Origin of the sequence: Marivirga sp. (genome assembly GCF_051117495.1) — a bacterium.
GTDB lineage: Bacteria > Bacteroidota > Bacteroidia > Cytophagales > Cyclobacteriaceae > Marivirga.
The window spans coordinates 139,404-147,522 of the sequence record NZ_JBNPEF010000033.1 but is presented as its reverse complement, the minus strand read 5'-3'; the positions used below and the strand labels follow the sequence as shown (position 1 = coordinate 147,522).

The 8,119-nt window shown below is 32.7% G+C and carries 9 protein-coding genes; 7 read left to right on the top strand and 2 right to left on the bottom strand.

Features of this window, described 5'->3' with window-relative positions; translation table 11 throughout:
* The first annotated feature begins 5 nt into the window (after nucleotides 1-5).
* Entirely contained in the window at nucleotides 6-95 is a 90-nt protein-coding gene (locus ACFE0M_RS17380) for an IS3 family transposase (protein ID WP_434544788.1), read from the top strand.
* Between the two features lie 293 nt (nucleotides 96-388).
* Nucleotides 389-940: an REP-associated tyrosine transposase gene (locus ACFE0M_RS17375; protein WP_434547059.1), complete on the top strand. Its 552-nt coding sequence runs from the start codon at nucleotides 389-391 to the stop codon at nucleotides 938-940.
* Nucleotides 941-1,184: 244 nt separating this feature from the next.
* Here ACFE0M_RS17375 and ACFE0M_RS17370 read toward each other — a convergent pair whose 3' ends face one another.
* Complete coding sequence (locus tag ACFE0M_RS17370; protein WP_434547058.1) at nucleotides 1,185-1,349, bottom strand: hypothetical protein; 165 nt, start codon at nucleotides 1,347-1,349, stop codon at nucleotides 1,185-1,187.
* 138 nt (nucleotides 1,350-1,487) lie between these two features.
* Between ACFE0M_RS17370 and dnaN the strand changes: the two genes are divergently transcribed.
* From dnaN to ACFE0M_RS17350, 4 genes are all read left to right on the top strand, one after another.
* Entirely contained in the window at nucleotides 1,488-2,612 is a 1,125-nt protein-coding gene (gene dnaN, locus ACFE0M_RS17365) for a DNA polymerase III subunit beta (protein ID WP_434547057.1), read from the top strand.
* A gap of 514 nt (nucleotides 2,613-3,126) precedes the next feature.
* The gene (locus tag ACFE0M_RS17360; protein ID WP_434547056.1) at nucleotides 3,127-3,360 is read left to right on the top strand and encodes a hypothetical protein; all 234 of its coding nucleotides are present in this window, start codon (nucleotides 3,127-3,129) and stop codon (nucleotides 3,358-3,360) included.
* 118 nt (nucleotides 3,361-3,478) lie between these two features.
* On the top strand, nucleotides 3,479-4,609 hold the full coding sequence (locus ACFE0M_RS17355) for a 6-bladed beta-propeller (RefSeq protein ID WP_434547055.1): 1,131 nt from the start codon (nucleotides 3,479-3,481) through the stop codon (nucleotides 4,607-4,609).
* Nucleotides 4,606-5,910: a TlpA family protein disulfide reductase gene (locus tag ACFE0M_RS17350; protein WP_434547054.1), complete on the top strand. Its 1,305-nt coding sequence runs from the start codon at nucleotides 4,606-4,608 to the stop codon at nucleotides 5,908-5,910. The genes ACFE0M_RS17355 and ACFE0M_RS17350 overlap by 4 nt, the downstream gene beginning before the upstream one ends.
* A 107-nt stretch (nucleotides 5,911-6,017) precedes the next feature.
* Here the strand turns inward: ACFE0M_RS17350 and dinB are convergent, their stop codons facing one another.
* The gene (dinB, locus tag ACFE0M_RS17345) at nucleotides 6,018-7,211 is read right to left on the bottom strand and encodes a DNA polymerase IV (RefSeq protein WP_434547053.1); all 1,194 of its coding nucleotides are present in this window, start codon (nucleotides 7,209-7,211) and stop codon (nucleotides 6,018-6,020) included.
* A 126-nt stretch (nucleotides 7,212-7,337) separates the two neighbouring features.
* Between dinB and ACFE0M_RS17340 the strand changes: the two genes are divergently transcribed.
* Nucleotides 7,338-7,604, top strand: coding sequence for a hypothetical protein (locus tag ACFE0M_RS17340; protein ID WP_434547052.1), 267 nt, complete (start codon nucleotides 7,338-7,340; stop codon nucleotides 7,602-7,604).
* Nucleotides 7,605-8,119: the final 515 nt, after the last annotated feature.

Sequence of the window (8,119 nt, the reverse complement as noted above, 5' to 3'; positions counted from 1 at the left end):
TCGAAATATGGTATAACAGAAGAAGAAAACACAGCTATTTAGGATATTTATCACCTGAACAATTTAATGAAAATAATTATTCAAAATGCGCTTAATTATTTGTCCAGTTTTTTGTTGCAAGTCCAAATTACCCTTATAAATTTAATTTCATCTCCATAATATTTCAATTTTATTGCACCCCTAGTCTTAGCGTCTCGCTAAGACCCTCAAGGCACATTAAAATAATTTAAGCATTTCATATAAATGCAATGTCAAATTATCTCCCAATGCAAAATGGAAATTGTTTCATAAATCTTAGCGAGACGCAAAGACCAGTCATAGTATTGACATATTAATTAGTAATGGATTTATTTTTTTTAAAAATTGATGTTTTATTAAATTAGTTTTCATGGGAAGAAAATATGCTATACGCAATCAAGAAAGCTTTTACTTTGTGACTTTTACAGTCGTTTACTGGCTTGATGTCTTTACAAGAATTGAGTACCGAAATATATTATTGGAATCCATCCGGCACTGTCAAAATGAAAAAGGTTTAAATGTCGGAGCTTGGTGTATAATGACAAATCATGCTCACATGATAATTGGTAGTGAGGGCAAATTCAATTTGGAAGATATCATCAGAGATATGAAAAGTTATACTTCCCGGCATATAAGAAAATATATGGAAAATAATCCCCTTGAAAGTAGAAAGCATTGGATGATATGGATGATGCAAAGGGCAGGGAAAAAGAAGTCAAACAATAAGGATTTTCAATTTTGGCAACAGCACAATCATCCTATTGAGCTTACTTCTAATGAGTTAATAGAACAAAGGCTTGATTATATTCATAATAATCCCGTCAAGGCTGGGTTTGTTAAAACTCCTTCGGATTGGTTATATAGTAGTGCCCGAGATTATGAAGGAAGAAAAGGATTACTCGAGATTTTTTATCTAGATTAATTTACTTCCCTAGTCTTAGCGTCTCGCTAAGATTCATTGGTTTGGCTAGTACCCAGGGAATGGGTTGTAGGGTATAGCCAGTTTTGGGGCGAGAGTCTTAGCGAGACGCTAAGACCAGCACCAGCATATTATGATTTAAGGATTTCATTTTAATGCAATGTCAAATTATTTTCCAATGCAAAATGGGAATTGTTTCATGAATCTTAGCGAGACGCTAAGACCAGTGTCTGGATCATCACATACGTTAATTCATAACTTGCAAACCAGACAACCTGCCAACTCGCCAACCTAATTTCAACTTGTTCCCATCATATTTTAACCATATTACTGTTATTAATATCAGTCCACGGAAATTTTCATCATCAAACTTCCTACTTCCAACACCCATACTTCCACTTTTCCCTCCCATTTAAGAATTTTTTATTGCTTAATGCACTATAAAGTATAGATTTGCAAATTAATTTTTAACTTTGTTGGTAATACAAAATCAAGAAGTTTATAGCTAAGCTTTTGAATGATTTTAAAAGCGAGCCCTAAATAAAAAACTATGAAATTTTTAGTATCCTCATCTGCATTATTAAAGCAAATTTCATCCATCAATGGGGTGATTTCAACCAATCCCATGGTGCCTATTTTAGAGAATTTCTTATTTGAGATTCAAGATGGTCTATTGACTATCACAGCTTCGGATTTGCAAACTTCCATGATTACCGAGATTGATGTGGAATCATCTGAAAACGGAAGCATAGCCGTTCCAGCTAGGATTTTGATGGATACTTTGAAAAACCTTCCAGAGCAGCCTGTGACTTTCTCGATAGACGAGGAAACTTACAGCATCGAAATTAGCTCTGATAATGGTCGTTATAAGTTAGCTGGGGAGAATGCAACCGATTTCCCTAAAGTACAGGAAGTTGAAAATCCTGATACGGTAGATATTTCAGCAGATGTTTTAGCCACTGCTATTAATCATACCATTTACGCTACCAGCAATGACGAATTGCGTCCTGCTATGGGTGGTGTTTATGTGAAGTTTGATGAAACCAATACCACTTTTGTAGCAACAGATGGTAACCGTTTGATTCGTTACAGAAGGGTAGATGTAGCTTCTGATTCAGGAACGGGCATCATTATCCCTAGAAAAGCTTTATCATTATTGAAAAACAGCTTGCCTGCAGAGAATGTGAACGTGGCAGTGGAATTCAATATGTCTAATGCTTATTTCAAATTCAACAATATCAAATTGATTTGCCGATTGGTAGATGAGCGTTTCCCTGATTACGAAAATGTAATTCCTGCTGAAAACAACATTAAATTGACTATCAATCGACAGGAGTTTATGGCTTCTTTGAGAAGGATCAGCATTTATGCCAATAAAACAACCCATCAAGTTCGTTTGAAAATCAACGGAAGTGAATTGCAAATCTTTGCTGAGGATTTGGATTTCTCCAATGAGGCCAATGAAATCATGGCTTGCGAGCATCAAGGAGATGATATTGAAATCGGCTTCAATGCTAAGTTTTTAATAGAGATGTTAAATAACCTGGATAGCAAAGAAGTAAGTATCGATATGTCAGCGCCAAACAAAGCAGGATTATTATTCCCATCTGATATGGATGAGAATGAAGACATCTTGCTATTGGTAATGCCAGTGATGTTGAATAATTACGTTTAAGATTAAAAAAAACTTAAAAATATTTGAACCTCTGGGAGTTATTTCCGGAGGTTTTTTTGTCTCAAATAATTGTTCTTTTGTTTTTAGTTTCAAATAAGTAACAAAATCTCATAAAATATGATGTAATTTTCAGCAAGATATTCAATCTATTAAAAATATAATTATTTGAATCAGTTATGCTTTTTCATGACTATAAACCTATTTTAGATTTTAATATCTCTTTTTTAGATGTAGTAACATCAAACTAAATACTAAATAATTTATGTAATTTATTTTGCTTTTACATTTTTTTTTTTTTTGATTTACAACATCAATTCAAAAATACTATTGAAAAATGGTATGGCTGGAAAGTTGTTAGTGCTAGCGAAAGCAGCTTTTGACCAAACCTACAAAGTGGAAAATATTGACTTGGACTCACCTAAGTGTTTTCATTTCAGATAGATTTTCGTTTCAAGTTTTTAGTGGTGTTGGAGGATTGTGTTTAATCAATTTTAAAATTTAAATTACTTGAATTATGAAAAAGTATTTAAAAGTATTACCAATGGTTTTAATGTTGTTAGTAGCGTCTTTGTTTGGTGCTAACTTCGCTGTAAGTCAAGAACTTGAAGGAGGTGGAGGTGGAGAAAGTTGCACTACGGAAATTTTAGATTGCCCAAGGTGGGGAACTGGAGATAGAGTAATATGTCATGAAAATGGAGGGGGGATAAATTGTAATTGTGGAGAATCAACCGAGTGTGGTGGAGATTGATTTTGATTTGTTATTGGCTGGAACTATTTTTTTTCAGCCAATAGCTATTATTTAGAGTAATAATATTTATCAAGTTAAAACATTAATATTTTTATATATCTTTTTTAAAAAAAATGGTATGATGAATAATTATAATTATGTACTAGCATTTATTTTTTTTATACTTTCTTGTTGTAATGTAAAAGAGGTTCCAGAAAATGAGTTGGTTATAAAAGTAAAAGACGACATTTTGGATAATATTAATTATTCAGAATTAATATCGGATATAGAGTTCATTAAACTTGATGAAAATCCTGATGCTATCATTACGCAAATTGATAAGATTTTATTCCATAATAATAAAATTTACATCTTGCAAAGATTTTTCAACCCTCGCGTTCTTGTATTTGAAAATAATGGGAAGTATTTATATGACCTTGGTAAGGAAGGAGATGGTCCTGGTGAATACATGTACCCATATGACCTTTTGGTAAATAACGATACTATTGAATTGTTAGTAGCTAATTTTATATATTCATATAAAGAAAACAATGGGAAATATATAGGTTCAAAAAGTATTGGGTTTCCAGCAGTTAGATTTAAAAAAACCTCAGATGGCTATGTTTTTAAGTGTGGTGGGGATGAAAAAGAAATTTTTATTACAGATAATGAAACTAATGTGTTAAGCAAAAACATGGATAAAGGTATTAGAAATGAAATAAACCCACTAATTTCATTTCATCCACAAAATGACAATTTACTTTTTCATATGACTTTAAACGATACTATTTTTCAAATTCAAAATAATAAATTAACCCCTTTTAGAATTATTAATTTTGAAAAACCCCTCACAGATGAAGTTTTAAATAACTTATACCATCGAAATAATAGTAGTATATCTGAACTAAAAAAGAATATGGGGGATTATATGGGGTATTTAAAGGTGTATGTAGAAAATGAATCACATATTTATTTTACTTATATGCACAAAAATCAAAATATAGCTTTCTTATATGATAAGAGAAAGAAGGAAGGTTGGTCAATAGATCCATCAGAAATAAAAAACAATGTAACATTTGAAGGATATGCACCTTTTATAATGGATACTTATAATAATACATTTGTTGGATATATTAGTTACCCACATAGTAGTATTGAAATTCCGAATGGTGAAATTAAAAATGATATTTCTGAGAAATTGATGAGGGAACTAAATTCTGAAAAAATAAATGTAGATAATCCAATCCTATTTAAACTTAAATTTAAATGAAATACTTTAAATATATAGTTTATATAATTTCAATTTTATCAGCTATTTCATGTGGGTTAAGTGAATCCAAGGATATTGAGTATTCAAATAAAAAATTATTAAGTACTTTTTTTAATAGCTTAAAAGACCATGATAAAAAATTAATTGATATTATCGATTACATTGCCGAAGATAAGTACCGTATACTGAATTTTACCAACGACCTTCACACCAAGTATTTAGATAGCTTAGATATCAATTCTCTTGATTTTATTTTTAGTTTAAAAGATTTAGACCATAATTTCATTGAGGCTTTAGAACCCATGTATATTTGGAAAAAGTTTCCTGAAGATGTTTCGAAATATTCTGAGATGATGAGGGAAACATTGGAAAAAGATAACTTATACCAAGCAAGGACTATTAGGTATGCACTTTTGATGACCGAAAACAACAATATTGCTCATAAAGTATTAACTAAAGAAATCATTCATTCTGCTAAACAAAAATTAAAAAATCTTGAGCATCCCAATAGAATATATTTTCAATATCAAGTTGCTTGGTATAAATTTATGATTTCTCAGGCTTACTTTATTCAATATAAACAATCTAATGATCGGAATATCCAAATATTGGATAGTGCATTCCATAATCGGATGGATGTGATTAATGAGCGATACTATGGTTTTCTCAATTATGATAGCATGTATTTTGAAGATATGTTTGATGTAGAACTGTATTTCGAAAAACTAAAAGAATCTAAGGTGGATTCAAATAAATTTATGAGTGCGGTTTTAGATTTTACTTTCAAGAAGCCGACATCTGAAAATATCAGTAACTTAAGAAATTATTTTAGAGATTATTCTTCTGATTTCCAATCAGAATGGAATAAATTCATAGATGAAAAGTTAATAAATTTAAATGCAGAGCAAAAGGTATTTATAGATAGGGAATTATTGCAATCTTCAAATCAGGATCAGTGGTTATTGATTGATTTTTGGGGGACATGGTGTAAACCTTGTATTGAAGACTTGCCTATGATTCAAAAATATCATAATATAAGCTTAAGTGAGCAAAGTTTCTCAATTAAGACAATTGCTAGTCGTGATACTCCCGAACAAGTTAAAGTATTTATGGATCGCAAAGAACTTAATTTTCCTGTTTTTGTAGATACTAATCCTGAAGTGTCAGATTTATTTTCAGTAAACTCTTTTCCCACAAAATTGTTAGTTAATAACAAAATCGGGAAATATTTCATTATCCCTGATGGAAATATTAATTGGAGTAAATATTTGGAAGGCTATTTACTTTTGTCTTTAAAGTAAGATATATTTTTTTTGCATTCATACTTTACTTTCAGAATTGATTAGACTGTTATTTCTATGGTGAAGATAAGTTTGTTAAAGTGTAAACATAGATTATTTTTATAGTCTTACACCCCAAACCAATTCTCATCCCGTCTCAATCTTTTGTCTAGCCCTACGGTATTACCTCTCATAATGCTTTCGAGCCCATGTTTGTGGCGGATTTTATCCAGGGCTTGGTAGAGTTGGATGTACTCTTCCGTATCGTCAAAGAGGTTGATTTGGTAGTTGCCGTGCACCAGTCCGCTGAGGCGCACTCCTATTAGGCGGAGCATCATTCTGCGGGTGTAGAGCTGGTCAAAAAGCTCTTTTCCATAGCGGATTAAAGTTTTGTCGCTGGCGGTATAACTGATTTTCTTTTGCTTGCTTTCCGTATCAAAATTGCTGTAGCGGATTTTAATGGAAATATTGGAAGTCAAACGATTCTGATCGCGGAGTTTATGTGCCAGTTTTTCTATCATGGCGACCAATATGGCTTTCATCTGTTTTACGTCCATACTGTCGTCATGAAAGGTACTTTCCGTGGAAATCGATTTTTGTTCGCTGTAGGGCGTTATAGGCGTATGATCTATGCCCTGCGCCCTTTGCCACATCATAATTCCATTTTTACCAAAGGTATATTCCATCAATTTCTTTGGGATTTGCCTTAATGTTTCTACTTTTTTAACGCCCATAGAACGCAAAAGCTCCGAGGTTTTCTTCCCTATCATCGGGATTTTATGCACGGGCATAGGGTCTAGAAATTGAATTTCAGTGCCAGGCAGGATTTGCCGGGTATTATTGGGTTTTGCTTCTCCTGTAGCCACTTTCGATACCATTTTATTCTGTGAAAGCCCCATGCTGATGGGCAATCCGCTTTCATTGATGATTTTCTTCCGCAACTTTTTTCCCCATTCATAGCATCCAAAATACCTGTCCATTCCGCTTACGTCCAGATAGAACTCATCTACAGAAGCCTTTTCGAAAAGTGGAGATTCACTCTTAATAATTTCAGTGACCAGCTTAGAGTAGTAGCTATAATTATTCATATCTCCCGAAATCACAATAGCTTCAGGGCAAAGCGATAAAGCCGATTTCATGGGCATGGCAGAATGCACGCCATGTATGCGTGTCTCGTAACTGCAGGCCGCTACCACGCCTCTGTGTCCACCTCCCACAATAACAGGCTTGCCATTCAGGCTTGAATCTAAAAGGCGTTCAACAGACACAAAAAAAGTGTCCATATCTAAATGAATGATGGATCTGGTGGTATTTTCTTGCATAAAACTAAAATATTTAGCTTTTATTTGCCTTTTTTAATTATTAATACTAAATTTATTATCAAAATTACTAAAATAAATAGTAATCCAAGTGAAAAAGTTCACGGCTTTCAAAAATTATTATGTGGGATGGATGTAAAAATTAGATTATCGAGTAAGCGCCTAAATTCAGGCAGGTGTCAGGTGCATTTTCATGTGCGTACTAAAGCAGGCGATAGTAGTTGGTACGGTTATGCTTTGGCAGAGCCTCAAGATACAGTAAGTGAAGTAGTCAGTAGAATAAGAAATCGTTTTAGCAGTGCGGAAGACAAGATATCCTTGCATCAAAAGGTGCTATATCATATGAATGATCATTACAGGGAAACGGATGATTTGATGATTTTTAAAGCCCCCTAACCCCCAATGGGGTAAATTAGGTCAGTGCGATAGGTCTGGAATTAGATATAAGATAAATAGAAATGAGATGGAGAATAAAGTTGCAATAGGTAGGAGTTGGAAGTGTGAACATTGGAGAAAGAAGTAGCCTCTTAATCCCTCAGCAATACTTTTAAGTTTAGGGGATTCCCTTAACGAATTTTTCGCTTTAGCGAAAACCTTTTGTTTTCTTTTGTTCTATTGTGGTTAAAAAGTAATGTTGTTAATAGATACTATCGATAGCAAATTTCCACCACATAAGAGACAAGAGAACACATAAGAAAATAACCAAGGTTATTTTTTTAGAATTGCAATGATTGATGAGGCTTTAAAGCTTAATTTAATAGAATTGAATCCATAAAGAGGGAGTTTAGGTTAGTACTAAAGTTGCGGAATTAGATATAAGATAGAAGGAAAATAATTAGTTGTAAATTAAATAATATAAAAATAAGTAGAAATAGAGTGTCAAATCTTGTTATTTTACTTTTTCTAGATAC